General features: G+C 60.6%; 19 protein-coding genes. 8 read left to right on the top strand and 11 right to left on the bottom strand.

Annotated elements, in window-relative coordinates:
• Window positions 1–60 precede the first annotated feature (60 nt).
• Window positions 61–1,350 carry an isocitrate lyase gene (gene aceA / locus JL39_RS28205; protein WP_037158631.1) on the top strand — a complete coding sequence of 430 codons (1,290 nt, stop codon included), beginning with the start codon at window positions 61–63 and terminating at the stop codon, window positions 1,348–1,350.
• 103 nt (window positions 1,351–1,453) lie between these two features.
• Complete coding sequence (locus tag JL39_RS28210; protein WP_037158634.1) at window positions 1,454–1,696, top strand: hypothetical protein; 243 nt, start codon at window positions 1,454–1,456, stop codon at window positions 1,694–1,696.
• On the opposite strand, the gene JL39_RS28215 is transcribed toward JL39_RS28210, so the two are convergent.
• The 4 genes from JL39_RS28215 to JL39_RS28225 all read right to left on the bottom strand — a co-directional run bounded on the left by JL39_RS28215 (window position 1,693) and on the right by JL39_RS28225 (window position 6,333).
• Window positions 1,693–2,556: a LysR family transcriptional regulator gene (locus JL39_RS28215; RefSeq protein ID WP_037158637.1), complete on the bottom strand. Its 864-nt coding sequence runs from the start codon at window positions 2,554–2,556 to the stop codon at window positions 1,693–1,695. The genes JL39_RS28210 and JL39_RS28215 overlap by 4 nt on opposite strands.
• Window positions 2,557–2,852: 296 nt before the next feature.
• The gene (locus tag JL39_RS28220) at window positions 2,853–4,694 is read right to left on the bottom strand and encodes a methyl-accepting chemotaxis protein (RefSeq protein ID WP_037158639.1); all 1,842 of its coding nucleotides are present in this window, start codon (window positions 4,692–4,694) and stop codon (window positions 2,853–2,855) included.
• A gap of 173 nt (window positions 4,695–4,867) precedes the next feature.
• The gene (locus JL39_RS32250; protein ID WP_200884017.1) at window positions 4,868–5,005 is read right to left on the bottom strand and encodes a hypothetical protein; all 138 of its coding nucleotides are present in this window, start codon (window positions 5,003–5,005) and stop codon (window positions 4,868–4,870) included.
• Between the two features lie 143 nt (window positions 5,006–5,148).
• Window positions 5,149–6,333 carry an NAD(P)/FAD-dependent oxidoreductase gene (locus JL39_RS28225; protein ID WP_037158642.1) on the bottom strand — a complete coding sequence of 395 codons (1,185 nt, stop codon included), beginning with the start codon at window positions 6,331–6,333 and terminating at the stop codon, window positions 5,149–5,151.
• Between the two features lie 124 nt (window positions 6,334–6,457).
• Between JL39_RS28225 and JL39_RS28230 the strand changes: the two genes are divergently transcribed.
• The 6 genes from JL39_RS28230 to JL39_RS28255 all read left to right on the top strand — a co-directional run bounded on the left by JL39_RS28230 (window position 6,458) and on the right by JL39_RS28255 (window position 14,817).
• Entirely contained in the window at window positions 6,458–7,897 is a 1,440-nt protein-coding gene (locus tag JL39_RS28230; protein ID WP_037158645.1) for a glutamine synthetase family protein, read from the top strand.
• 11 nt (window positions 7,898–7,908) lie between these two features.
• On the top strand, window positions 7,909–9,213 hold the full coding sequence (locus JL39_RS28235; protein WP_200884018.1) for an FAD-binding oxidoreductase: 1,305 nt from the start codon (window positions 7,909–7,911) through the stop codon (window positions 9,211–9,213).
• Window positions 9,214–9,312: 99 nt separating this feature from the next.
• Window positions 9,313–10,785 (top strand): glucose-6-phosphate dehydrogenase, encoded by a 1,473-nt coding sequence (gene zwf / locus JL39_RS28240; RefSeq protein ID WP_037158651.1) that lies wholly within the window; start codon window positions 9,313–9,315, stop codon window positions 10,783–10,785.
• A 4-nt stretch (window positions 10,786–10,789) separates the two neighbouring features.
• Entirely contained in the window at window positions 10,790–11,488 is a 699-nt protein-coding gene (gene pgl, locus JL39_RS28245; RefSeq protein WP_037158653.1) for a 6-phosphogluconolactonase, read from the top strand.
• An 80-nt stretch (window positions 11,489–11,568) separates the two neighbouring features.
• Window positions 11,569–13,386 (top strand): phosphogluconate dehydratase, encoded by a 1,818-nt coding sequence (edd, locus tag JL39_RS28250; RefSeq protein WP_037158656.1) that lies wholly within the window; start codon window positions 11,569–11,571, stop codon window positions 13,384–13,386.
• 69 nt (window positions 13,387–13,455) lie between these two features.
• Window positions 13,456–14,817 carry a metallophosphoesterase gene (locus tag JL39_RS28255; protein ID WP_037158659.1) on the top strand — a complete coding sequence of 454 codons (1,362 nt, stop codon included), beginning with the start codon at window positions 13,456–13,458 and terminating at the stop codon, window positions 14,815–14,817.
• Between the two features lie 18 nt (window positions 14,818–14,835).
• Here JL39_RS28255 and JL39_RS28260 read toward each other — a convergent pair whose 3' ends face one another.
• From JL39_RS28260 to folD, 7 genes are all read right to left on the bottom strand, one after another.
• Window positions 14,836–15,192 (bottom strand): hypothetical protein, encoded by a 357-nt coding sequence (locus tag JL39_RS28260; protein ID WP_037158662.1) that lies wholly within the window; start codon window positions 15,190–15,192, stop codon window positions 14,836–14,838.
• A 173-nt stretch (window positions 15,193–15,365) separates the two neighbouring features.
• The gene (ugpC, locus tag JL39_RS28265; protein WP_037158665.1) at window positions 15,366–16,457 is read right to left on the bottom strand and encodes a sn-glycerol-3-phosphate ABC transporter ATP-binding protein UgpC; all 1,092 of its coding nucleotides are present in this window, start codon (window positions 16,455–16,457) and stop codon (window positions 15,366–15,368) included.
• 18 nt (window positions 16,458–16,475) lie between these two features.
• On the bottom strand, window positions 16,476–18,131 hold the full coding sequence (locus tag JL39_RS28270) for an alpha-glucosidase family protein (protein ID WP_037158667.1): 1,656 nt from the start codon (window positions 18,129–18,131) through the stop codon (window positions 16,476–16,478).
• Window positions 18,132–18,165: 34 nt separating this feature from the next.
• Window positions 18,166–19,326, bottom strand: coding sequence for a carbohydrate ABC transporter permease (locus tag JL39_RS28275; RefSeq protein WP_037158670.1), 1,161 nt, complete (start codon window positions 19,324–19,326; stop codon window positions 18,166–18,168).
• A 1-nt stretch (window position 19,327) separates the two neighbouring features.
• The gene (locus JL39_RS28280) at window positions 19,328–20,341 is read right to left on the bottom strand and encodes a sugar ABC transporter permease (RefSeq protein ID WP_037158673.1); all 1,014 of its coding nucleotides are present in this window, start codon (window positions 20,339–20,341) and stop codon (window positions 19,328–19,330) included.
• Window positions 20,342–20,488: 147 nt separating this feature from the next.
• Window positions 20,489–21,850 (bottom strand): ABC transporter substrate-binding protein, encoded by a 1,362-nt coding sequence (locus tag JL39_RS28285; protein ID WP_037158676.1) that lies wholly within the window; start codon window positions 21,848–21,850, stop codon window positions 20,489–20,491.
• A 137-nt stretch (window positions 21,851–21,987) separates the two neighbouring features.
• Window positions 21,988–22,887 carry a bifunctional methylenetetrahydrofolate dehydrogenase/methenyltetrahydrofolate cyclohydrolase FolD gene (gene folD, locus JL39_RS28290; RefSeq protein WP_037158679.1) on the bottom strand — a complete coding sequence of 300 codons (900 nt, stop codon included), beginning with the start codon at window positions 22,885–22,887 and terminating at the stop codon, window positions 21,988–21,990.
• Between the last annotated feature and the right edge of the window lie 107 nt (window positions 22,888–22,994).

The raw sequence follows: 22,994 nt of genomic DNA on the forward strand, positions 1-22,994 counted from the left end.
TAAATTCAGTCACATCAAAATCAGATTGACTCCGTCACCGGTTTTACATGGGAGAAAGAAATGACAGGTTTTTACACGCTGATTCCAGGGGCATCCAAAGGCCGTTTCGACGGTATTGAGCGCCCCTATGGCGCCGAAGAGGTCAAGCGACTGCGCGGATCGGTCGATATCCGATATTCGCTGGCTGAAATGGGTGCGAACCGGCTCTGGAAGCTCATCAACGAGGAAAACTTCGTCAACGCGCTGGGCGCGCTCTCGGGCAACCAGGCCATGCAGATGGTGCGTGCCGGCCTGAAGGCGATCTACCTCTCGGGCTGGCAGGTCGCAGCAGACGCCAACACGGCTTCCGCCATGTATCCGGACCAGTCGCTCTATCCGGCCAATGCCGCGCCTGAGCTTGCCAAGCGCATCAACCGGACGCTGCAGCGCGCCGACCAGATCGAGACAGCGGAAGGCAAGGGCCTGTCGGTCGAAACCTGGTTCGCACCGATCGTTGCGGATGCGGAAGCAGGCTTCGGCGGGCCGCTCAACGCCTTCGAGATCATGAAAGCCTTCATCGAAGCGGGCGCCGCAGGCGTCCACTACGAAGACCAGTTGGCCTCGGAGAAGAAGTGCGGCCATCTCGGCGGCAAGGTGCTGATCCCCACCGCTGCGCATATCCGCAACCTGACGGCCGCGCGGCTAGCCGCCGACGTCATGGGTGTTCCGACGCTGGTCATCGCCCGTACGGATGCGGAAGCGGCAAAGCTTCTGACCTCCGACATTGACGAGCGCGACCGCCCCTTCGTCGACTACGATGCCGGCCGCACGGTCGAAGGCTTCTACCAGGTCAAGAACGGGCTCGAACCCTGCATTGCCCGCGCCGTCGCCTACGCCCCCTATTGCGATCTCATTTGGTGCGAAACCTCGAAGCCGGACCTCGAGCAGGCGCGGAAATTCGCCGAAGGCGTGCACAAGGCTCACCCGGGCAAGAAGCTCGCCTACAACTGCTCGCCCTCGTTCAACTGGAAGAAGAACCTGGACGATGCGACGATCGCCAAGTTCCAGCGGGAACTCGGCGCGATGGGCTACAAGTTCCAGTTCATCACGCTCGCGGGCTTCCATCAGTTGAACTACGGCATGTTCGAATTGGCCCGCGGTTACAAGGACCGGCAGATGGCCGCCTATTCGGAACTGCAGGAAGCGGAATTCGCCGCCGAGGCCAACGGCTACACGGCGACCAAGCACCAGCGCGAAGTCGGCACCGGTTACTTCGATGCGGTCTCGCTCGCCATTACCGGCGGCCAGTCGTCGACGACCGCCATGAAGGAATCGACCGAGCACGACCAGTTCCGCCCGGCCGCGGAGTAATAGCGTTCCCTCCCGCTCGCCCCCCGCTTTCCTCCCGGAAGCGGGGGGCGGAGAGGACGGAAATTCCATTCAAAAACCCCGACCAAAAGAGAGGAGAAATGCCATGAACGTCCAGACCCGCGTCAAGGAACGCGCAGAAGAACAAGCCAGCAGCATGACCGCCGAACAACAGGCAGCCATCCGAACGCTCGCCAATGACCTGCATCGCCTCAACCACGCTGTCATGAAGGCAGTCGAAGCCGGCGTCTCGGTTGAGCTCGTCCGCTCCGCCCGGCATCACGGCGGCGACGGCCACTGGGGCGACCTGATGATCCCCGTCATCGTCACCAACCGCACCGTAAATTAAGGCCTGCGCCCGGCAAAGAGCTCGGCATGGCCCTTGATGAACTTCACCATGCGATCGACCACCGTGCGGATTTCCCGGCGGTGGCGATCGTCGTTGTTCATTACGGTCCACTGACTATGGCGGAGGCCGGCGATCTCCTCGCCGACGCGCTCCAGCCGCATGTCCTGATCACCTACGAAGCACGGCAATACTGCCGTGCCGGCGCCTGCGAGCGCAAGATCGCGTAGCGAACGGGGCCGGTTGACGGTGACGGCCACCTGATCCGCCCGGTTCTCATGCGGCCAGCGCAGGTAGGCGGAAATGGCATCCTCCTCCGAAACCGCGAGCCATCGGTCTGCAATGGACGGATGGGCGCTGCGGGCGCGATAAGCAGCATAGGCGACTTCACCCAGCTTGATTGCCGCCAGGTTGGGCTCCTGGGGTTCGAAGGCCCTGATACCGATATCGCTTTCCCGATGCGCGAGGCTCGCACGCCGCTCGGCGATATAGAAATCCAGGCGGAAACGATCCTGCTCCGTGCGGACAGCCGAGAAGTTCCGGGCGAACATCCAGGCGAGCCACGTGCCGCAGGCGACCCTTACGAGCGGCGAACCGGTGCCTTCGCGCTTCCAGCTTTCAATGCGGCGAGCCGCCCCCTCCATTTCCAGAATCTGGGCAAACAAGGCCGAACCCTCGGCGGTGAGCCGATAGCCCGTGCGGCTGCGAAGGAAGAGCGGGCGACCGATCGCCTCTTCAAGATCAAGCATGCGGCGGCCGATCGTGGCGGGGCTCAATCCCGTGGCGACGGCGCCACCGGAGAGCCCGCCATGGCGCGCCACCTGCATGAAGAGCTCGTAGGCATCCCAATTGATGTTTTTCATGGGTGAAAAACATAGCCGGATTTATTCCGTACAAGAAGCATATTTTTATCTATAGGAAAGGAGACGGCTTTTTTCGAACGGAGATTTCCGATGTATGAGAATGTCGTCGCTATCCATCTTGCCAGGCAATTCCGTGCAAGGGGCGAGATCTACTGCCGCCAGGCAGAAGATCGCTTTTATGAGCAGTTTAGCGAACCGTTGCCGCGCTGGCTCACCGGTCCAATCCTACTCCTCGGCGGACGAAGAACGGCAAGGAGCGGCATCGCTGCCGCTCCTTCCGATCCTGTTGACGGTCCTCAGGCCACGCGAGAGGCCTGCGGGTGCGCCGACCTTTCTTCGTCGATACGGAACTGCTGCACAAGCTGAAGCAGCGCATCCGCCTCATCCGCCAGGCATCGGCTCGCCTCACTGGTTTCGCCGACCATGGCGCCGTTCTGCTGAGTCATCTGGTCCATGCGGTTGACCGAGTTATTGATGTCCTGCAGTGCCGCCGACTGGTCCTGGCTGGCGGTGGCGATCATTTCCACATGCTGGCTGATACCGGTGATCTGTTGGCTGATCGACGCGAGTACCTCACCGGCATGCTGGACGAGCGAAGCACCTGAACCGACCTCGGCACTCGACTGGCTGATGAGTTCCTTGATCTCCTTGGCCGCACCGGCGGAGCGCTGCGCCAGCTCCCGCACTTCCTGAGCCACGACGGCGAAGCCTTTGCCGGCCTCACCGGCGCGTGCTGCCTCGATGCCGGCGTTGAGGGCAAGCAGATTGGTCTGGAAGGCGATGTCGTCGATAACCTCGATGATGAGTTCGATCTTCTGCGAGGCTTCCTCGATCCGGCCCATCGCATCTATGGCATTGCTGACGACCGTCCCTGAACTGTCGGCGCTCTTCCTCGTCAGTACGACCGCATTGTTGGCTTCGTGCGCCCGCTCGGCAGAGGAGCGGACCGTTGCCGTAATCTCCTCCACGGCGGCAGCCGTCTCTTCCAACGAGGCAGCCTGGGTCTCGGTGCGGCGGGCCAGTTCAGACGACGAATGGCTGAGATCGGCGCTGCTCTTCTGGATGGCGAGCGTGCTTTCCCGAATATGGGAAAGAGTGTCGCGCAGCCGGATGATGGAGCCGTTGAAATCGGTCCGCAGCTGTTCCAGCCGGCCGGAGAATTCCGTTTCGATGGTGCTGGAAAGGTCGCCCTGCGACAACCGCGCGAGCGCGGCACCCAACTCATTCACAGCGACGTCGATCTGCCGGTCGACACGCTGCTTTTCCATGTCGTTGCGATTGCGTTCGGCCTCCGCCTCGGCGCGCTCCTGCGCACTACGGCTTTCGATCTGCAGCTTTTCCCGCGCATTGTCCCGGAATATCTCCAGCGCGCGAGCAATATTGCCGAATTCATTGTGTCGCTCGATATACGGGATTTCGACAGTATCGTTTCCGCCGGAGAGCGTATGAACCGTACCGGTCAGCACGGCGAGCGGACGGAGCAGCACCCTGAGGGTAAAGAAGCTCACCAGACCGACCAGAATCAGAGCGGCGAGCGACGTGCCGACTACGACGTAGCCCGAAGCAGCAATATGTTCGAAATAGACTTCCATCGGGATGCCGATGAAAAGGAGCCCGGTCACCGCGTTGGAGGCATCGGTGATCGGGAAATAGCCGGTCATGAAATCCCTGCCGAACAGGACTGCAGGCCCGAAATAGGCCTCGCCGCGCGCCAGGATGGGCTGCGCCGGGTGATCGGCGGCGAGCTTCGTGCCGACCGCACGTTCGCCCTTCTCGGTCTTCACATTGGTGGAGACGCGGACATAGTCGCTACCGCGCTTTTCGAAAACGGTCGCAACACCTCCGATTGCGCTCGCGGTACGGTCGACCATCCCATGGTCGTTCAGATTGCCCTCACCCTGGGTGACACGAACCAGAGCCCCGTTCTTGATTTCACTCACCGAACCCGGCAGTTCCAGATCATAGAACAGGCTCATGGTGCGCATGGCGTTGCGGGCGTCGACCCTTGCCGTCTCCATGATGTCACTGCGCAGATAGGCATAGGCAAGACCGCCAACTGCCATCACCGCGATGAAGATCATAAACAGACAGAGGAATACGATCCGCGATACGACGGACGTCGGCAGTAATCTCGGCATGACTAGTCTTCCCCAATATGACCAGCTAATCGTTTTAATATTGAGGATATACGTAAAGATTTACTGAATTTAAATGTAACTGCTACGTGCTGCCTCAAGCAGACCTGTATCAGGCGGCGATATGATATTTGCCTTGCAGGGCTGCATTCGATCGGATCGAAGCAGAAGGCGCCTTAATGGAAAAGCGCCGCAACCGACAGAAGCGCTGCGGTGGCGCCGATCGCGATTGCCAAAAGCCTGAACCGCTTCATCCTTGCGTCGTCCTGGACCAGAGCGATGGCAATTGCGCGGGCACGGCGGGTTTTCTGCATAGGTCTTTAACCCCAAAACACTGTTGCTCTTGGCGTCCTGCGGCGAGCCGACAGGCAGCGCATGCCAATACTAAATCGCAGAATTTAGCTGGCATTAAGGCAGGATGGCGAAGGCACATTAAGAAGTGCTGAATCGCGCGATACTACAAAGCCTCCCCACAAACATGGCCCGAGGCCCAGGCCCATTGGAAATTGTAGCCGCCGAGCCAACCCGTCATGTCGACGCACTCGCCGATGAAATAAAGCCCCGGCACCGCCTTCGCCTGCATGGTCTTTGAATCCAGTTCGAACGTATCTATGCCGCCCAGTGTGACCTCTGCCGTGCGGTAACCCTCCGAGCCGGCAGGCCGGATCGTCCAGCTCTGGATAGAGGTGGCAAGCCCATCGATCGCCTTGTCGGAAAGATCTGCGAGATGGGTATTCTGCAGACCGCGACTTTCAGCGAAAAACTGCGCCAGGCGCTTCGGCAGCGTCTCGGCAAGCACAGTCTGCGCCGCTTGCCGTCCATTTGTCTTGCGGGCCGCCCTGAGGATCGCCGCGATGTCGAGATCCGGTTCGATAACGAGCGTAATATCGTCCCCCTCGCGCCAGTAGGAAGAAATCTGCAGGATCGAGGGACCGCTCAGCCCCCGGTGGGTAAAGAGCAACGCTTCGCGGAAAGTCGTCTTGCCGTGACGGACCTCGGCCGGCGCGGCGATGCCGGAAAGCGGCGCGAGCTTTTCCAGAAGGTTCGGGTCGAGCGTCAGCGGTACCAGCGCCGGACGCGGCTCCACGATCTTGAAGCCGAATTGCCTGGCGATCTCATAGGCAAAACCGGTGGCGCCCATTTTCGGGATGGACTTCCCACCGGTCGCGACCACCAGCGATCGGGCTTCGATCACCCCATCGGGCGTGGCGATGCGAAAGCCGTCCGGTGTTTTCTCCACCGCCGTGATCTGCTTCTGCAGTTCGAGAACGACGTTTGCCGCCTTCATCTCGGAAAGCAGCATGCGGATGATGTCCCTGGCGCTCTCGTCGCAGAAAAGCTGACCGAGCGTCTTCTCGTGCCAGGCGATCCTGTGCGCTTCCACCATGTCGAGAAAATCGCGCGGTGTAAAACGCGCGAGCGCAGACTTGGCGAAGTGTGGATTGGCGGAGAGAAAGTTCCTCGCGCTCGCGTGGATATTGGTGAAATTGCAACGGCCGCCGCCGGAAATACGAATCTTTTCGCCCGGCGCCCTGGCATGATCGAGCAGAAGTACGGAACGGCTTCGCCGGCCTGCACGGATCGCGCACATCATCCCCGCCGCGCCTGCGCCCAGGATCACCACATCGAATTTCCGCGCCACTCGCCGCTCCTTGACTTCTTCCGCTCCGCTCTTCGCGATCCTTTATTCAAAGTCAATGCCGCCCCCTCGCCAATCGCCAATCCGTGGTTATGATGGGAACTCCGATCAACCCTACCGGTGTCTCATGCCGCGCAAGAAATCCAATCCCGCTCCCGAAACAGGCAAGGTGCTGAAAGCAGCCACGTCCCAACCGACACTCACCTCGCTTCGAGGCGTGTCGGGCTGGCGGGAGGCTACTGCGTGGCTGAGGGCGCGCGGGATCGAGGACGTGGAATGCATCACGCCCGATCTTGCGGGCGTTCCGCGCGGCAAGATGATGCCGTCCTCCAAGTTCACCTCCAACACGTCGCTGGCACTGCCGTCCGCCCTCTACCGGCATACGATCTCAGGTGAATATCCGGAGGAAACCGACACTTTCCGCTACGAGCCTCGCGATAGCGATCTCAAACTGATGCCGGATCTTTCCACCCTCTCGGTTGTGCCCTGGGAAACCGACCCGACGGCGCAGGTGATCTGCGATATCATTGATACGAATGGCAAGGCCGTCTCCTACACGCCGCGCAACGTTTTGAAGAACGTCGTCAGGCTCTACAATGAGCGCGGCTGGAAACCCGTCGTGGCGCCGGAAATCGAATTCTACCTCGTCGCCAAGAACGACGACCCTGACTATCCGCTGCATCCGCCGAAGGGCAGGTCCGGACGCTCCATCCTCGGCGGCCAGGGCTATTCGATCGCCGGCATCAACGAATTCGACGAACTGATCGACGACATCTATCATTTCTCCGAAAAGCAGGGGCTGGAGATCGACACTCTCATTCATGAGGAAGGCCCGGCGCAGCTCGAGATAAACCTACGGCATGGCGATCCGGTCGAGCTTGCGGACCAGGTCTTCCTGTTCAAGCGCACCATCCGCGAGGCGGCGATGAAGCACGGCATCTATGCCACCTTCATGGCGAAGCCAATGCAGGGCCAGCCGGGTTCGGCCATGCATATCCACCAGTCCGTCGTCGACATCGAGACCAGGAAGAACATCTTCTCCAATCCGGATGGCTCGGCCTCGAAGGCCTTCTTCCACTTCATCGGCGGCATGCAGACCTATGTGCCCAAAACACTGGCGATGATGGCGCCTTACGTGAACTCCTACCGCCGCCTGACGCCGGACATGTCCGCTCCTGTCAATAATGCCTGGGGATACGACAACAGAACAACGGCCTTCCGCGTGCCGGTCTCCGACGCAGCGGCCCGCCGGGTCGAGAACCGGCTGCCGAGTTCGGACGCCAATCCCTATCTCGCGCTTGCCGCCTCGCTCGGCTGCGGACTGCTCGGCATCCTCAACGAAGTGGAACCGGAGCCGCCGACGGAAGACACCGCGAATGAAGGATCGATAGACCTGCCCCGCGGCTTGCTCGAAGCCGTCTCCCTGCTCGAATCCGAGCCGGCGCTGGCGGAAGTCTTCAGTCCCGAGTTCATCGGCATCTATGCCGGCGTCAAACGCGGCGAATTCGAGACCTTCATGCAGGTGATCAGCCCGTGGGAGCGGGAATTCCTGCTTCTCAACGTGTGAGGACCAAGGCCTTGGATTCGTGGCAGAGCCCGATCGCACCGGGAATTTCCTGGTATCAGGCAACCGTTGGCGAGCGGGCGGCCTATCCGGCTCTCGACGGGTCGAAAACCGTCGATGTGGCCATTGTCGGCGGCGGCTATACCGGCCTCCAGGCGGCCTGCAACCTTGCCAAATCGGGTGTTTCGGTCGCCTTGATCGAAGCGCATCGTTTCGGCGACGGGGCCTCGGGCCGCAACGGCGGCCAGATGGGCACTGGACAGCGCTGGTGGCCGGAGGACCTGGAAAAGGAACTGGGCTACGAACGTTCCAAGGCGCTGTTCGATATGGCGGAGGATGCCAAGCGTTATCTTCTCGACTTTGCCAAAATCCACGGCATCGAGATGGATTATATGCCGGGGCAGATGAACGTTTCCCATAAGCCCGGGCATGACAAGGAGTATCGCGCGAACGCCGAGATCGCAGCGGAGCGCTACGACTATCCGCACATCTCCTTCATGGACCGGCGGGAGACCGCAGAACGGCTCGGCACGAAGGACTATTATTGCGGTGTCCGCGATATGGGCACCGGCCATATCCATCCGCTGAAGCTGCTGGTCGGTCTCGCCCGTGCGGCGCAGGAAGCCGGCGCGCAGCTTTATGAGATGACGAAGGCGACCGCCATTCGACGCACCCGGAATGGGCCGGACGGCAAGATCGTAATCGAGACACCTTCAGGTGTGCTGACGACTGATCGCGCGCTCGTCGCCACCAATGCCTATGTCGGCAACCTCGAACCGGCCACTGCCGCGCATATCATGCCAATCGGCTCCTTCATCGCCGCCACAGCGCCGCTCGATGATTTCCCAGACGTTATTCCGGGCGGCGAGGCCGTAGCCGATTCGCGCTTCGTGGTGCGCTATTTCCGCAAATCGCGCGACAATCGCCTGCTGTTCGGCGGGCGAGAGGTCTATTCCTCACGCGATCCAAAGGACACGGCCAATGCCATCCGCAAACAGATCGTCGCCACCTATCCGGCATTGAAAAATGTCGAAATCACCCACGCCTGGGGCGGCAATGTCGGCATCACCCTGCCGCGCCAGCCCTTCGTGAAGGAGGTCATGCCGGGCGTCACCTCGATCGGCGGCTATTCCGGCCATGGTGTGATGCTGTCAAACTATTGTGGCAAACTCTATGCTGATATGGTCGCCGGCAAGGCAACGGAACTCGATCACCTCGCGGCGCTCGACATTCCGGCCTTCCCGGGTGGTCAGCGCCTGCGGACTCCGCTGCTTTTCCTTGCCTTGACTTGGTTTGCGCTGCGCGACAGGCTTTGGTGACGCACCCGCCTTAGTAATCCGTCCGAGCCATTTCGGGCTAGCCATTTTAAATCGATTAGATTAAACATGCCCCCAACCATGCGAGATGAAAGAACAGCGATGAGCAGCCAGATCATCCCAGTCGAACCTTTTGATTGTATCGTCTTCGGCGGAACCGGCGACCTTGCCGAGCGGAAGCTTCTGCCGGCGCTCTATCACCGTCAGGTCGAGGGCCAGTTCACCGAGCCGACCCGCATCATCGGCGCCTCCCGCAGCAACCTTTCGCATGAGGATTACCGCAAGTTCGCCGAGGATGCCCTGAAGGAGCATCTGAAGAAGGGCGAGTATGATGAGGCCGAGGCCAAGAAATTCTGCGAGCGGCTCTATTACGTCTCCGTCGACGCGAAGGCGGATCAGGGCTGGGACGAACTTAAAAAGTTGCTCGACGACGGCAAGGAACGCGTTCGCGTCTTTTATCTCGCTGTAGCGCCCGGCATTTTCGGCGCGATCTCGGACAAGATCCGCGACCACAAGCTGATTACCAGGGCGACCCGCATCGTCGTCGAAAAGCCGATCGGCCGTGACCTCGCCTCGGCGCTCGAACTCAACGACACGATCGGCAAGGTCTTCCGCGAAGAGCAGATTTTCCGCATCGATCATTATCTCGGCAAGGAGACGGTGCAGAACCTGATGGCGCTGCGCTTTGCCAACGCCCTCTACGAACCGCTCTGGAATGCCCAACACATAGACCATGTGCAGATCACGGTCGCCGAAGCGGTCGGCCTCGAAGGCCGGGCCGGCTATTACGACACGGCCGGCGCATTGCGCGACATGGTGCAGAACCATATCCTCCAGCTTCTCTGCCTCGTCGCCATGGAAGTGCCCTCCTCCATGTATTCCGAGGCCGTGCGTGACGAGAAGCTCAAGGTCCTTCGCGCTCTGAAGCCTATTACCGAAGCCAATGTCGAGCAGATGACCGTGCGCGGCCAGTATCGCGCAGGCGCTTCCGCGGGCGGTCCCGTCAAGGGCTATCTGGAAGAGCTTGAAGGGGGTGTTTCCAACACCGAGACCTTCGTCGCCATAAAGGCCGAGATCGGCAACTGGCGCTGGGCGGGCGTGCCCTTCTACATCCGCACCGGCAAACGGCTTGCCAACCGCGTTTCGGAGATTGTCATCACCTTCAAGCCGATCCCGCACAATATCTTCGATTCCTCTGCCGGCCGCATCGCTGCAAACCAGCTCATCATCCGCCTGCAGCCCGATGAAGGCGTCAAGCAGTCGCTGATGATTAAGGACCCCGGCCCGGGCGGCATGCGGCTGCGCGAAGTCTCGCTCGACATGAGCTTCGCCGAAGCCTTCAGCGTGCGCAATCCCGACGCCTATGAGCGACTGCTCACAGACACGATCCGCTCCAACCAGACGCTGTTCATGCGCCGCGACGAAGTGGAGGCCGCATGGCGCTGGGTCGATCCGATCCTGAAAGGCTGGGAGGAAACCGGCCAGCAGGTGCAGGGCTATACTGCCGGCACCTGGGGCCCGAGCCAGGCCATCGCCCTCATCGAGCGCGACGGTCGCACCTGGCACGAAGGTTGAGACGATGGCTGCGAACCTGCATGAATTTTCCGATGCCGCAACGCTCGCCACCGCTCTGGCGGACGAGGTCGCGGCACGTCTTGCCGCGGCAATCCCCGAACGGGGTTCCGCCTCGATCGCGGTTTCCGGCGGCTCGACGCCGAAGCGCTTCTTCGAAACGCTTTCCACCCGCGATATCGACTGGGGCAAAGTCACGGTGACGCTGGTGGACGAACGTTTCGTGCCGGCCGACAACCCACGCTCCAATCACCTTCTGGTCGCAACCCATCTCCTGAAGGACAGGGCGGCAGCAGCGAAATTCATCCCGCTCTATTACGACTGTTCCTCGATCGATGAGGCGGCCGTGATCGCGACAGAGAAGGCCGCGGGCATCGGAAAGCCCTTCGATGTGGTTATCCTCGGCATGGGAACGGATGGCCATACCGCCTCGTTCTTCCCGCATGGCAACAATCTGGGGCAAGCGCTTAACCTTTCCGGTCCGCGCGGCGTGCTGACCATGGAGGCGGAGGGAGCGGGAGAAGAACGGCTAACCTTTTCCTTCGCGAGCCTTTCGGATGCGCGCTTCCTCGCGCTTCATATCGAAGGCCAGGGCAAGAAGGACGTGCTCGACAAGGCGAAAGCCGGTTCCGACGAAACCGAAATGCCGATCCGCGCCGTGCTCAACCGCGCCCAATCGCCGCTCGAGATTTACTGGGCGCCTTGAACGCCCGCATTTTTTAACAGGAGCAATCCCGGTCGGCTTTCGCCACTCCCAAGCCGGGATTGACGATAGAGGACAAGACCATGGCCGCCCATTCCAGTATCGAGGCGATCACCGCCCGCATCGTCGAACGATCGAAGCCGCTTCGCGAAGCCTATCTAGACCGCGTGCGACGCGCGGGTTCCAGGGGGCCTCACCGCGCTGTCCTTTCGTGCGGCAATCTCGCGCATGGCTTCGCGGTCTGTTCCCCCGCCGAGAAGGCGGCACTCGCGGGAGACGTCGTTCCAAATCTCGGCATCATCACCGCCTATAACGACATGCTCTCGGCCCACCAGCCGTATGAAACCTTCCCGCCGATCATCCGGGAAGCGGCAAGGGAAGCAGGCGGCATCGCCCAGGTCGCCGGCGGCGTGCCGGCCATGTGCGACGGTGTCACCCAGGGCCAGCCGGGCATGGAGCTATCGCTCTTCTCGCGCGATGCGATCGCCATGGCGGCCGGCATCGGCCTCTCGCACAACATGTTCGATGCGGCCGTCTTCCTCGGCATCTGCGACAAGATCGTGCCGGGTCTGGTAATCGCAGCATTGAGTTTCGGCCACCTGCCCTCCGTCTTCATTCCGGCCGGACCGATGACTTCGGGCCTGCCCAACGACGAGAAGTCGCGCATCCGCCAGCTTTATGCGGAAGGCAAGGTCGGCCGCGCCGAGCTGCTCGAAGCCGAGTCCAAATCCTATCACGGGCCGGGCACCTGCACCTTCTACGGCACAGCCAATTCCAACCAGATGCTGATGGAGATCATGGGCTTCCATATGCCCGGCGCATCCTTCGTCAATCCCGGCACGCCGCTGCGCGATGCGCTGACGAAGGAAGCCGCCAAGCGGGCGCTCGCCATCACTGCGCTCGGCAACGAATTCACGCCGGCCGGCGAAATGATCGACGAGCGCTCGATCGTCAACGGCATCGTCGGCCTGCATGCGACGGGAGGCTCGACCAATCACACGCTCCATCTCGTCGCCATGGCGCGCGCCGCCGGCATAAAGCTTACCTGGCAGGATATTTCCGATCTTTCCGACGTCGTGCCGCTCATCGCGCGCGTCTATCCGAACGGCCTTGCCGATGTGAACCATTTCCATGCGGCCGGCGGCATGGGTTTCCTCATCAAGCAACTCCTGAAACAGGGCCTGCTGCATGACGACGTCCGCACCGTCTTCGGCCAGGGCCTGGAAGCCTATACGGTCGAGGCAAAGCTCGATGCCAATGGCCAGGTCGTGCGCGAACCGGCACCGGAAGAGAGCGGCGACAAGAAGGTACTTGCCTTGATCGAAACGCCCTTCCAATCGAACGGCGGGTTGAAGATGCTGACGGGAAATCTCGGCAAGGCGGTCATCAAGATTTCCGCTGTCAAGCCGGAACGGCACATCATCGAGGCACCGGCAATCGTCTTCCATGACCAGCAGGAGCTGCAGGATGCCTTCAAGCGCGGCGAGCTCAACAGGGATTTCGTCGCCGTCGTGCGCTTCCAGGGTCCCAAGGCGAACGGCATGCCGGAACTGCATCGGCTGACCCCGCCGCTCGGCGTGTTGCAGGACCGCGGCTTCAAGGTGGCGCTCGTCACCGACGGACGCATGTCCGGCGCATCCGGCAAGGTGCCTGCGGCAATCCACATCACACCGGAAGCCTCTGATGGCGGTCCGATCGCCAAGATCAGGGATGGCGATATCATCCGCCTCGATGCGATCGCCGGAACCCTGGAGGTACTGGTAGGTGCGGCGGAGTTTGATGCCCGCACGCCTTTCGTCGTCGATCTTTCCGACAACGAGTTCGGCATGGGCCGCGAGCTCTTCGCCGCCTTCCGCCGCAATGTCGGCCATGCGGACCAGGGAGCGAGCGTCTTTGCTTGACATGTCATATGGTTGTCTTCACCGGTTTCTATGAAGCGCAGGAACCGCCGAGAACCGAGGAGACACCCGATGCGTGCAGCAATCACCCGCCGTAACCTCATGGCCTTGCTGGCATCGACTGCCGCCATGCCGGTCTTTCCGACGATTGCCATGGCCGCCGGCGAAGGGTTTCAGGCAATCATCCTTTCGGACCTGCATTCGGCCTACGAACGCATGGGCCAGCTTCTTTCCGTCGTCGAGAAGCAGGTTACCGGCGCAGGCATTCCCCAGGTCATCCTGATCAACGGCGACATCTTCGAACTCGGAAATGTGGTTGCCTCCCGATCCGGCGGCGAAATCGATTGGACTTTCCTCGACGCTCTGGCGAAGCTTGCCCCGACCATCGTCAACATCGGCAACCATGAGCCGGACCTCGACAACGACCTCGCCCATTTCGTGGCGCGCGCTCGCGGGCTTGGCATTACCGTCCTCAGCAACATCATCGACAAACGCAGCGGCAAACCCTACACGCAGGCCGGCACGACGATCGAAGCCAGCGGGCTCACGGTGAAAATCGCCGCGCTGGGCACGGACGCCATCAACACCTATCCGAAGACGGCGCGCGACAAGCTGGACATTCCGAAGCCAGTGGAATGGGCCAGAGCAAACCTGCCGACACTGCTTGGCGGCGATGGCGTCAACATCGTGCTTAGTCATGCCGGCGTCGTGCCGGACCGCGATATCCTGCCGGTCGTGCCCGACGGCACGCTGATGATCGGCGGCCACGACCACCTGACGCTGACGCACGAGCAGGGTGAAACCCGCTATGTCCATACCGGATCGTGGTCTTCCGCCATCACGATCGCCACCTTCACGACTGCGGGCAAGGCTGCCGAACTGACGAGGATCGAGATCGATCGCAGCGGCCCCACCTCCTCCGTGCTCAAGGATCTCATTCCGACCGTGCTCGCCAGGCATCTCAAGGAAGAGGAGCGCGCCGTCGTTGCGCATACCGCGAAAACCATGACGCTCGGCGAAACCGCCCGGTTCGCGGCGGAAGCCATGGCGGCCAAGGCGAACGCCGATATCGGCTTCATCGGCCATACGTCGTTCGGCACCGGTCTGCCTGCCGGCGATATCAGCCGCTTCGACTTCAATGCGGCGCTGCGCTTCGAAGGCAAGCTCATGACATCGGAAGTCGATGCTGCCGTGCTCTCCGCCATATTGGCACGCTGCAATCAGGACGGCGCAATCCCGCTTGTCGCCCGCACGGGCGACTTCCTCTATGCAGCACCGAACGCTCCAGAAGGCAGTCAGCGCTACAGAATCGTCTGCAACGACTGGTCGGCCATCAATCAGAAGAGCTATTTCGGCCGCGACGACATCGCCTTCGTCGAAGTGCCCGATATCAAGCTGAAACAGCTCGTCATCGAAGCACTGGCGGACGGCTAAATCGTCACCGCAGCCCTCTCACCAGGAGCGGATATCGAGCGTCCGGTCGCGGTGGTTCGGATGGGTCGAGAAGACGAAGATGCGATCAAGCTCCTTCTGCGACAGCAGCCGCAGGAAACGGACCTCGACCGTGTTGTTGGCGAAGGTCTTCATCAACAGGCAGCCGACCTTGGTGATGCGCGCGTCCGGAATATCGAGATAGAACTGCTGCGGCAACGTATATTGCGTGAGGATGCCGAGAATGGCCCCGCTTTGGGAGATGCGCAGCACGTCGCAGCGGCGCTGCGCCATGTTCATCACACCCTTTTCGGTATACTCGATGCGGGCGGCATTCATGGTGTCTTCCATCTTGAACCGGGCCTCCCGGTCGTACATGAAAGACTCTTCCTTGTTCAAAAAATGATTTTTGGTCGGAGCAGCACTCACGACAAACCTCCTATTCTTCAATAGGAAAAGACTAGCCGGCGAAGTTTAACAGAAGGTTTGGAAGTCCCGCCCTGGAACAATTCTGCGCAGAGACCACAACAACATGGTAAACACCCCTTCACTCACGCAGTGCGATAAGTCTTACCCTGCGCGTCAAAAAGATGCAGTTTCTTCGGATCGGCCGAAAAGCGCATCGCTTCACCCTTGCGCACATTCAGGATGCCGGGAATTTTGACGATAATCGGCTCCTGATCGGCAAGGCCCTCGATATAAAGCAAGGTCACCTCGCCAAGCGCCTCGACGATCGAGACCCGCCCTTCAAAAAGATAGTCGTCACCGGTTGCGACCGAAAGATCCTCCGGGCGGACGCCAAAACTTGCCGTCTTGCCAGCTTCCGACGCGGCAGTGGCTACCGGCACATGCACCGCCTTGCCGCCCTTCAGGGCAACGGTCGTCACGTCGCCTGTCTCCGTGACGGTCGCGGGAATGATGTTCATCGCCGGCGAACCGATGAAGCGGGCAACGAAGAGGTTCTCCGGAGATTCGTAGAGTTCAAGCGGTGCGCCGACCTGCTCGATCCGGCCGGCCGAGAGCACGACAATACGATCGGCAAGCGTCATCGCCTCCACCTGGTCGTGGGTCACGTAAATCATCGTCGTGTCCGGCATCTGCTCCTTGAGCTTGGCGATCTCAATGCGGGTCGCGACGCGAAGTGCCGCATCAAGGTTCGACAGAGGTTCGTCGAACAGGAAGACCTTGGGATCACGGCAAATAGCGCGTCCGATCGCGACACGCTGGCGCTGGCCGCCGGAAAGGGCTTTCGGAAGACGATCGAGATAGGGGGTAAGCTGCAGGATTTCCGCCGCCGAACGGACACGGCGGTCGATCTCCTGCTTGCTCTCGCGGGCAATCCGCATGCCGAAGGCCATGTTGTCGTAAACCGTCATATGCGGATAGAGCGCATAGGACTGGAAGACCATGGCAATACCGCGCCGCGAAGGCGGGACTTCGTTCACGAGCTGGCCGTCGATATACATCTCCCCGGCAGTGATGCTCTCCAGGCCGGAAATCATCCGCAGCAGCGTGGACTTGCCGCAACCAGAGGGACCTACGAAGACCACGAACTCGCCCTGGCTGATGTCCAGGTCGATGCCATGCAGAACCTTCACCTGTCCATAGGCCTTGCGGATATCCTTCAGAACGACGCCAGCCATGATCACCTCCCCTTTTTGTTAGGCTTGACGGGCAAAGAACGCCCCCCAAGCCGGTAACTCCACTCGTCTGTCTTCCAGGCTGCTTTCAAATCCGTGACCGGTCAGAACTTCCCATTCGCCGACCGGAAGTTCCGTTATTGCTGCGGCCGCACTCATATTGAAAACGCAGAGCACAATTTCGTTGCCATGGCGCCGCTCGTATCCCAGGACTGTACCGTCTTCCGGCAGGAAAAGGATATCGCCCTTGGCGAAAGCCGGGTGCTGTTTGCGGAAGGCGAGGAAACGCCGGTACTGCTCCAGCACCGAAGCCGGATCGCCATATTGAGCCCCCACAGCCCGAAGCTGATGCTCGACAGGAATCGGCAGCCAGGTCTTCTCGGCCGTAGAGAACCCCGCTTGCAGCGCCTGAGAATCCCACACCATCGGCGTACGGCAGCCATCGCGGCCCTTGAATTCCGGCCAGAACTGAATGCCGTAGGGATCCTGGAGATCCGCGTAAGCGATATCCGCCTCGGTAAGCCCCAATTCCTCCCCCTGATAGATGCAGACCGAGCCGCGCTGCGTCATCAGGATTGCGGAGGTCATCTTGGCATAAGCATCCCGGTCAAGAATATCGGAGCCCCAGCGCGTGACGTGGCGCACGACATCATGGTTCGAGAAGGCCCAGCAGGCCCAGCCATCGGGTGCCGCCAGGGAAAACGCATCCTGGACCGCGACAACACGAGCCGCCGTCAAAGGATCGGGTGCCAGGAACTCGAAAGCATAGCACATATGCATCTTGTCGTTACCGGACGTATATTCCCCGACGATCTCCAATCCCCGCTGGCTGTCGCCGACTTCGCCGACCGCAGCGATCGCAGGGAACTCATCGAGCACCGCACGAAAGCGCCTCAGGAATTCCAGGTTTTCCGGCCGATTCTTGTCGTAGAGATGTTCCTGGAAGTTGTAGGGGTTCACCGCCGGCGCGGTGGAGGCGTTGCGCCGCGACGGTTCCAATGCCGGGTTGTCGCGCAGTTCCTTGTCGTGGAAATAGAAGTTGATCGTGTCGAGGCGGAAACCGTCGACGCCGCGCTGCAGCCAGAAGCGGGTCATGTCCAGCAACGCGTCCTGCACTTCCGGATTGTGGAGGTTCAGATCCGGCTGCGAGGTCAGGAAGTTGTGCATGTAATACTGCATGCGGGTCGGGTCCCACGCCCAGGCCGACCCACCGAAGATCGACAGCCAGTTGTTGGGCGGCGTGCCGTCCGGCCTGGCGTCGGCCCAGACATACCAGTCCGCCTTGGGATTGAAGCGGCTGGACCGGCTTTCGATGAACCAGGGATGCTGGTCCGAACTGTGCGACATCACCAGGTCGATCATCACCTTGATGCCGAGACGGTGTGCCTCGGCGATCAATCCATCGAAATCCGAAAGTGCGCCGAACATCGGATCGACATCGGTATAGTTCGACACGTCGTAACCGAAATCCTTCATCGGCGACGGGAAGAAGGGTGAAATCCAGACGGCATCGGCCCCGAGCGCGGCCACGTGCGGCAGGCGTGCCGTGATTCCCTTCAAGTCACCGATGCCATCGCCGTTCGAATCCTGAAAGGAACGCGGATAGATTTGGTAAATCACGGCTCCGCGCCACCAATCCTTATCGGGTGTTGCGGGGGTTTCTGCCGAAATGGTCATTCAATATCCTGTTGTTGTCAGATGAAATATCGGCTCAGCCGCCCTTGACCGAACCAGCAAGCAAGCCGCGCACGAGGTAACGCTGCAACGCGAAGAAGACAATCAGCGGCACGAGGATGGAGATGAAAGCAGAGGCCGTCAGGATTTCCCACCTTCCACCCATCGAGCCCAAAAGCGCGTTCAGAGCACCGGTCAGGACGAGCTGCTCCCTGTTGGTTCCGAGGAAGACCATGGCGACCAGGAGGTCGTTCCAGGTCCACAGGAACTGGAAGATCGAGAAAGATGCAAGGGCCGGGAACGACAGGGGAAGCACAATCCTGATGAAAATCTCGAAATCGCTTGCGCCGTCCACTCGAGCCGATTCGATGATCTCCTTCGGCAGCCCGGCGATATAGTTGCGCAGGAGATAAATGGCGAGTGGCATGCCGAATGCGGAATGCGCCAGCCAGATGCCGGCGTAACTTCTCGACGGCACGCCGAAGAACGTGCCGATCTCGTTGTACATCCGCAGCAGCGGAATGAGCGACATCTGCAACGGTACGACGATCAACCCCACGACCATTGCGATAATCAACGCACGGCCGGGAAACTCCATCCAGGAAAGCGCATAGGCCGCAAAGGCGGCGATCAGGATGGGTATGATCGTCGAGGGAACAGCAACCGTCAGCGAATTGACGAAAGACTGCCCGATCCCCTGGGATGTGAGCACGGTATTGTAATTCTGCGTGGTGAAAGTCGGCGGCGTAGCGATCGTGAGGTACACGCGTCGTCCACGCTCGCTCTCGAATGGACCGTTCTTCGTGTAGGTGTAGCTGCCATCCTCATTGACGGTCAATGTCTCCCCTTCTCCGAGATCTGCCGGCTGGCCGGCCTGGAACTCCCCTGGAGCAGCGACACGCGTGCCGAAAGCCCGCACGGTTACGCCCTGCCCCGCCTCGAAAACCGAGCCGGAGATGACATAGTTCGTCCCTTCCTGCCGTGCGGCAGACGGGTCTGCCAATCGCGACGCCGTGGTTTGCGAGGCGCTGCCGAAGGCGGTCCACCACCCCGACGATGTGATCTGCGCCGGATCACGGAAGGAGGTGACGAGGATACCGAGCGTCGGGATCAGCCAGATGATGCAGATCAGGAGCACCGACAGGTGAACGATGAGACGGGGAAGTCCGATACGGCGAAGACCAGCAACAGCATTCATCTCAATGGCCTCCCGTTTCCTTGTTCGCCTGGCGGATATTCCAGATCATGATCGGTGTCACCGCCGCCATGATGACAAGCGCGATGACTGCACTTCGGCCGGAATCGCCTCCGCCCCGGAACATCCAGTCGAACATCAGGTTCGCGAGTACCATCGTGTTCCACTGGCCGTTGGTCATGGTCAGCACGATGTCGAAAACCTTCAGCACCAGAATGGTGATGGTCGTCCAGACGACGGCGATCGTGCCCCAGATCTGCGGCACCATGATCTTCCAGAAAATCTGCCAGCCGTTGGCGCCATCGATGACCGCCGCCTCGATCGTCTCCTCGGGAATGCCACGGAGCGCTGCCGACAGGATGACCATGGCAAAGCCGGTCTGTATCCAGATGAGGATGATCATGAGGAAGAAATTGTTCCAGAAGGGCATCGCTATCCAGACCTGCGGATTGCCGCCGAAGAACTGTACGACGGAGTTCAGGAGGCCGATCTGAGTCTCGTTGCCGCCGCGATACTCGTAGATGAATTTCCAGATGACCGAGGCGCCGACGAAGGAGATCGCCATCGGCATGAAAACGAGGCTCTTGGCGACATTGCCCCACCAGATGCGGTCGGTCAGGACGGCGATGACGAGGCCGAAGAAAGTGCAGGCCGCCGGAACGACGGCGAGCCAGAGGATGTTATTGAAGATCGACTGGCGAAACTGATCATCGAAGAGCGCCCATCGGTAATTCGCAAAACCGACGAAACTGCCGCCGGACCGATCATAGAAGGACAGGATGAAGGTCGCGACGACCGGATAGACCAGATAGACCCCGAGCAGGATCAGCGCCGGCCCCAGGAACAACCAGGGGCGGACGACGGCCCGGCGATTGAGATTGACAGACGCCGTCCGGACATTCTCCTTCGGCACCGGAAAGACGATCTGGAGCAGCTTGTCGGAGAGCCAGTAATAGAGCGCACACGCAAAAACGCCGGCGATTACCACGCCGACGGCCGAGACGATCTGCGATACCATGTCCCCTCCTTGTGGCCAGCATCGCAGGAGGATGCTGGTTCTTTTTGGCGGCTATCCGCCCGCTGTTATGGTCGAAGAACAGTCAATCTTTTGAAAATCAATCTGTTGGAAGCCGCGCCGGTCTCGCCGGCGCGGCAATAAGCGGATTTACTTCAGGCCGTCCCATGCCTTCTGAATGTCGGACGCGACCGTCTTGGCGTCCTTGCCGCCGACATAGTCGACCATGCCGGTCCAGAAGGCACCGGCGCCGATCTTGCCCGGCATAAGGTCGGACGCGTCGAAGCGGAAGGTCGTCGCAGTGGTCAGGGCCTCACCCTGCTTCTTCAGGACCTCATTGGCGTAGGCATCGGGATTGGCGCCCTTGAACGGCGTCAGGAACGATGACTGCGCCATCCAGACCTCATGCGCGATCGGCGTTTTCAGGAATTCGATGAAGGCCTTGGCGGCTGGCGAATCCTTGGTGATCGCGAACATCGTGCCCGCGCCGAGGACCGGCGTTCCCAGTTCCGGCTTCGAAGCATAGGTGGGCAGGTAGAAGAAGTCGGCATCGGTGCCGAGCTTCGTATCGGGCGGGAAAAAGGACGGAACGAAGGAGGCCTGGTGATGCAGGTAGCATTTCGGCGGAATGCCGAAGAGGCCCTTGGGGCTGTCGCGGAAATCGGTGGAAGCCACTGCCGCCACGCCGCCACTGACATATTTCTCATTTTTTGCGAACTTGCCGAATTCCTCGATCGCGCCAACGACGGCCGGGTCGTCGAACTTGACCTCGTTACTGACCCACTTGTCATAGACCTCCGGTTTCTGGGTCCGCAGCATCAGGTCCTCGACCCAGTCGGTCGCCGGCCAGCCGGTCGCGCCGCCCGAACCGAGGCCGATGCACCATGGAACGCCACCATCCTCAACGATCTGGTCGCTGAGCTTGAAGAGGTCCTCCATGGTCTTCGGGACCTCGTAGCCCGCTTCCTCGAAGTTTTCCGGCACGTACCAGACCATGGACTTGAAGTCCGCCTTGAAGGGGAAGCCGAAATAGGCCTCCTTGCCATCCTTGCCCTTGTAGGTGCCGTAGCGGATCCAGTCGGCGCCCGAGCCGTAATTGCTCTTGACCCAGTCGGAATTCTCCTGGCCGAGCGGGGTCAGGAGGCCCTTGGCGGCGAGATCGGCCAGCAGACCCGGCTGCGGAATGATGGCGATATTCGGAGGGGAGCCGGCCTGCGTATCGATGACGATCTGCTGCTCGTAATTTTCCGAGGAGGAATAACGGCCGTCAATGCCGGTTGCGGCATTGAAATAAGCGAGAACGCTGTTGAACAGGACCTCGTCTTCGCCACGCCAAGGGCCGAACAGCGTGAGGCTCTGTCCTTTCAGATCCGAGTGAGCGGCCTTGAAATCCTCATAGCTCTTCCAGTTGAAACGCGAATCCTCACCCGGTGCGAACTTAAGTTCCTGGGCGGCTGCGCTGCCTGCAAGGAGTGTCGCAAGCGCCGCGCCGATCCAAAATGATGTCTTCATAAAATCATCCTCCCATTGCCCCGGCTTTTGCTACCCCGCCGGGAGTTCCCAAACATAGGAAGAGATTTAACGCTCTGGCGACGGAGTCAACCCCTCCGCCGACAGCATGTCGAAGATCGCAAACGCTCAATGCTACCCTAAAACTTCGGCGCCGGCTTTCCCGCGGCGCGATAGGCGGCGATTACGGTGTTGGCCATCAGCATTGCGATGGTCATAGGGCCGACGCCACCGGGAACCGGCGTAATCGCGCCTGCGATCTCAACGGCTTCGGCATAGGCAACGTCACCGACAAGCCGGGTCTTGCCCTCGCCCTTGTCCGGCGCCGGCACGCGGTTGATGCCGACGTCGATGACCGTTGCGCCAGGTTTCACCCAGTCTGCCTTGACCATCTGCGGACGTCCGACCGCAGCGACGAGGATATCCGCGGTGCGGCAGATCGTGGCGAGATCCCTGGTCTTCGAATGCGCCATGGTGACGGTCGCATTGGCAGCGAGCAGCAGCAGCGCCATCGGCTTACCAAACAGGTTGGAGCGGCCGATGACGACGGCATTGAGGCCCGAAAGATCACGACCGTGTATACGGTTGACGAGCAACATGGCACCGGCCGGCGTGCAGGAAATGAGACCGGTATCGAGATCGCCGGTGGCAATCTTGCCGGCATTGACGACATGCAGGCCGTCGACATCCTTTTCCGGCGAGATGGACAGGATCACCGGCTCGGCATTCAGGTGCTTCGGCAACGGGAGCTGAACCAGGATACCGTGGATGGCCGGATCGGCGTTAAGCTCCGCAACAAGCTTTTCCAGTTCCTCCTGCTTCGTGTCTTCCGGCAAGCTGTGCTGGATCGAGTTGAAGCCGCACTGCTTGGCCATCTTGCTCTTGGAATTGACATAGGCATGGCTCGCCGGATCGTTACCGACGATGACGACCGCCAAGCCCGGCTGGACGCCTGTTTCCCTTTCGAGCGAAGCAGCCGCTTCGGTCACGGCCGCAATGACGGACGCTGCCGCCTCTTTCCCATCGATCACCACAGCCACGCGTACCTCCCGCTTGAACCGTTGCCAATGTATACACGGGCACGTATAAAATTTGCTCGCCAACGCCTATGCTGGTCGCAGACGGCAAATGCAAGAGGATTCGATGT

Origin of the sequence: Rhizobium sp. YS-1r (assembly GCF_000757525.1) — a bacterium.
Taxonomy (GTDB): domain Bacteria; phylum Pseudomonadota; class Alphaproteobacteria; order Rhizobiales; family Rhizobiaceae; genus Neorhizobium; species Neorhizobium petrolearium.

Excerpts from the sequence above, each read along its gene's own strand:
- ugpC (WP_037158665.1), bottom strand. The coding sequence starts at position 16,457 with ATGGCTGGCGTCGTTCTGAAGGATATCCGCAAGGCCTATGGACAGGTG.
- JL39_RS28215 (WP_037158637.1), bottom strand. The coding sequence starts at position 2,556 with ATGAAAAACATCAATTGGGATGCCTACGAGCTCTTCATGCAGGTGGCG.
- JL39_RS28270 (WP_037158667.1), bottom strand. The coding sequence starts at position 18,131 with ATGACCATTTCGGCAGAAACCCCCGCAACACCCGATAAGGATTGGTGG.
- JL39_RS28260 (WP_037158662.1), bottom strand. The coding sequence starts at position 15,192 with ATGTACGACCGGGAGGCCCGGTTCAAGATGGAAGACACCATGAATGCC.
- JL39_RS28220 (WP_037158639.1), bottom strand. The coding sequence starts at position 4,694 with ATGCCGAGATTACTGCCGACGTCCGTCGTATCGCGGATCGTATTCCTC.
- zwf (WP_037158651.1), top strand. The coding sequence starts at position 9,313 with ATGAGCAGCCAGATCATCCCAGTCGAACCTTTTGATTGTATCGTCTTC.
- JL39_RS28285 (WP_037158676.1), bottom strand. The coding sequence starts at position 21,850 with ATGAAGACATCATTTTGGATCGGCGCGGCGCTTGCGACACTCCTTGCA.
- JL39_RS28255 (WP_037158659.1), top strand. The coding sequence starts at position 13,456 with ATGCGTGCAGCAATCACCCGCCGTAACCTCATGGCCTTGCTGGCATCG.
- edd (WP_037158656.1), top strand. The coding sequence starts at position 11,569 with ATGGCCGCCCATTCCAGTATCGAGGCGATCACCGCCCGCATCGTCGAA.
- aceA (WP_037158631.1), top strand. The coding sequence starts at position 61 with ATGACAGGTTTTTACACGCTGATTCCAGGGGCATCCAAAGGCCGTTTC.
- JL39_RS28280 (WP_037158673.1), bottom strand. The coding sequence starts at position 20,341 with ATGGTATCGCAGATCGTCTCGGCCGTCGGCGTGGTAATCGCCGGCGTT.
- JL39_RS28210 (WP_037158634.1), top strand. The coding sequence starts at position 1,454 with ATGAACGTCCAGACCCGCGTCAAGGAACGCGCAGAAGAACAAGCCAGC.
- JL39_RS28230 (WP_037158645.1), top strand. The coding sequence starts at position 6,458 with ATGCCGCGCAAGAAATCCAATCCCGCTCCCGAAACAGGCAAGGTGCTG.
- JL39_RS32250 (WP_200884017.1), bottom strand. The coding sequence starts at position 5,005 with ATGCAGAAAACCCGCCGTGCCCGCGCAATTGCCATCGCTCTGGTCCAG.
- pgl (WP_037158653.1), top strand. The coding sequence starts at position 10,790 with ATGGCTGCGAACCTGCATGAATTTTCCGATGCCGCAACGCTCGCCACC.
- JL39_RS28275 (WP_037158670.1), bottom strand. The coding sequence starts at position 19,326 with ATGAATGCTGTTGCTGGTCTTCGCCGTATCGGACTTCCCCGTCTCATC.